Raw genomic sequence first — 2,703 nt, 5'->3', positions numbered from 1 at the left:
GCTCCCCGGCCCTGCGGCCGTTCCACCGGGGGCAGCCCGCCGTCCCGCCTCCCCGGCGGCGGCGCGGCACGGCCCCCGGGCGAGCGGGTACGTCCGTCGTGCCCGCCGCCCGCGGAGTCGTCTCCCGCGGGGTCGTCACCCGGCGGGCTTCCGCCGTCGGTCCGGCCACGCGGCCCTCCGTCCCGCGACGGAGAGCGCCGGTCCTCCGGCTGCTCCGCCCTCGCCGACGGTCCTGCTCGCCCCTGCCGGTCCTCCCGGCCCGGTTCCTGCGCGCCGTCACTTGGCCCACCCATCACGCCCCACCTCGCGTCGTCCCCCGGTCGTTCCGTGCCCTTCGCCGGTCGCCCGTCGCCGCCGTCCCCCGGTCGCCCGCCGCGGGCCCCGGGCCGCCCCGTGCCCGACCCCGCCCCGTCCCCGGCAGGTCCGCCCCGCGTGCCCTGCCCTGCCCGTCCCGGGCCGGCGGGCGGTGGACCCTCGTCCGGCGGTGGCGCCGGTGCCGGGCGGGCGCCGGAGCGGCGGGGTGGCGCCGGACGACGGCGCGGGCGCTGCTCCGGGACCTCCTCGGCTGTCTCCGCCGCCGACGGGCTGCGCTCGCCCCGCCGGGGCGTGCCGCCCGCCTCGTCCCCCGGCTCCGGCGGCTCCGCCCCGCTGCCCCGGCCGGCCGTCATGGCCGCTCCGGTGCGGCGTAGCCGCCCGCGGTGGAGAGCAGCTGGAGCCCCAGGCGGAGCCGTCGGCGGGCCTCTTCCTCCGTGATGCCCAGACCGGCGGCCACCTGGGCCGTGTCCTGCCGCTGCGCCCGGGTCAGCTCCAGCGCGGTGCGCAGCGGCGAGGGCATGGAGGTGACGATGTAGTCCGCGCGGGCCGCCGTGGAGGCGGCGCGGACCCGCCGCGCCCGCTCGGCTGCGAGGGCGGCGTCGTTGCCGGTACCCCCGGCCCGGCGCAGCATCGCCACCGCGAGGCGGTGCGCCTCGTCGGCGATCCACGTCCGCAGCGGGCCCTGCTCGGGGTCGAACTCCTCGGGGCTGCCCCAGAGCCGGCCGAACACCTCGCCGGTGACCTCGGCCGCGCCGGTGTCCTCGTCGAGGATGCGCCGCGCGATCCCGTAGGCGAGGGGAGCGAAGCGGTCGTACAGCTCACCGAGGGCAGCCGCCTCCCCCTGACGCAGCCGCCGACGCATGTCCCTGTCCCACTGGGGCGGTGTCTCGTGCGCCATGCGGGGCCCACCCTTCATCGCGTGGGACAAATGTAGTGGGCGCGCCCACGGTGGGGCACCTGTCGGACGGATATGCGTCCGGTCCTCGGCGTTGTGGGTGGCGCGATCCCCGTGGCGCGGCCCGTCCGATGCGTGAGCCGGTGAAAAGTGGGCATGGCGAGTGGGAACGGACACCGGGTCCTCCCGGGGCGCGGCGTCGAAGCGGTGAGTGACCGCCGCCGTGCGTCGGTCGGTGGCCGGGACGAGCGGGAGCGGGCATAGAGTAGGCGAGGGGCGAGCCGGCCCGGGGCGCGACCCACGGGCGGCGGCACCGGTAGAGCGAAGGGGCATCAGACGCGTGTCGTTGAGTGTGCTGACCGAGCAGCGGGGAGACTGGGCCGTGTTGCGCGTCCAGGGTGAGCTGGACCTCGTGACGGCCCCGACCGTGCGGCAGCACATCCACGACGCCGTCGCCGACGGTCGCAAGAACGTGGTGCTGGACCTCGCGGGGGTGCAGTTCTGCGACTCCAGCGGGGTCGGTGTGCTGATCGCCTCCCGTCGGCTGATGCGCTCCTGCGCCGGCCGGCTCCGGCTGATCCTGCCCGCCAAGGGCGCCGAGGACGGCTCGCACGTCAACCGGGTGCTCGCCGCGCTCGGTGTGCGACGCCTGTTCGATTGCTTCCCTGATCTGGACGCGGCGGCCGACGATTCCGCGCAGCCGCTGCCCGCCTGACACGGGCTCCGCCCGCGGCGGCCCGGGTGGTGGCGACGCGCCGGTGCCCGTGGTCAGGCCGCTGCACGCGGTCGTTGCAAAATCAAGCACCCGCCCCCTACGGCGTGTTCGAACCTCCGCGCACGGTGTCGCACAGTAGCCGCGCGCTTACTCCTTTGCGCCGGAATATGTCCGAAGTGCTTGTTGAGGCCCGTCGCGTTCGCTCATGCTGTGCAGACCCGGGAGTGCGGCGCCAGTGCCGCAGTCGGGTCCGCCCAGGCGTGAGGCGTGGTTTCCGCCGGTACGGATGGTGTGAGCGGTGCAGGAGCTGCGAAGGCAGCTGGAGCTGGGACCCGACCCCGCGGAGGTGCGGCGTGCCCGCGAGTGGGTCAGAGCCCAGTTGGACGGCGGGGGAGGCCCGGGTCCGGGCACTCCGGCCGACACGGTGGTGCTGCTCGTCTCCGAGCTGGTCACCAACGCGGTCGTCCACACCGGTCGTCCCGCCGTGCTGCGGCTCCTCCTCCCCGGCGAGGCCCACACGCACGAGGAGAACGAGGCGCCGGAGGACCCCTCCGAGGAGCGCGACCCGTGCGCCGGCGACCGGGGGAGCGCCGCCCACCGGCCACGCCTCGCCGCCGGACACCGCGAGGGATGCCGGCAGGCGGAACCCGACCGGCAGGCCGAACGCCGCCCGGCGGCCGAGCCCGGTACCGGCGAGCATGCGGGGTTCGGGTTCCAGCCCGGCGAGGTCGGCCAGCACGCCCGCGGTGGCGACTTCGAGGGCGGCCGAGGAGGAGAG

At 76.7% G+C, this 2,703-nt stretch carries 3 protein-coding genes; 2 read left to right on the top strand and 1 reads right to left on the bottom strand.

Annotated elements, in window-relative coordinates:
• Nucleotides 1-664: 664 nt before the first annotated feature.
• Entirely contained in the window at nt 665-1,213 is a 549-nt protein-coding gene (locus HCJ92_RS23545; protein WP_167935630.1) for an RNA polymerase sigma factor, read from the bottom strand.
• Nucleotides 1,214-1,550: 337 nt separating this feature from the next.
• Between HCJ92_RS23545 and HCJ92_RS23540 the strand changes: the two genes are divergently transcribed.
• Both HCJ92_RS23540 and HCJ92_RS23535 read left to right on the top strand, forming a co-directional pair.
• Nucleotides 1,551-1,925 (top strand): anti-sigma factor antagonist, encoded by a 375-nt coding sequence (locus HCJ92_RS23540; RefSeq protein ID WP_167935629.1) that lies wholly within the window; start codon nt 1,551-1,553, stop codon nt 1,923-1,925.
• Nucleotides 1,926-2,223: 298 nt separating this feature from the next.
• The coding region (locus tag HCJ92_RS23535) for an ATP-binding protein (RefSeq protein ID WP_209311523.1) at nt 2,224-2,703 on the top strand (480 nt) is incomplete at its 3' end.

Source organism: Streptomyces spiramenti, from assembly GCF_012034385.1.
Classification (GTDB): Bacteria; Actinomycetota; Actinomycetes; order Streptomycetales; family Streptomycetaceae; genus Streptomyces; species Streptomyces spiramenti.
This window is presented reverse-complemented; position numbering and strand designations above follow the sequence as displayed.

Bases quoted from the DNA above. Each gene is read 5' to 3' on its own strand.
- HCJ92_RS23545 (WP_167935630.1), bottom strand. From the start codon at position 1,213: ATGGCGCACGAGACACCGCCCCAGTGGGACAGGGACATGCGTCGGCGG.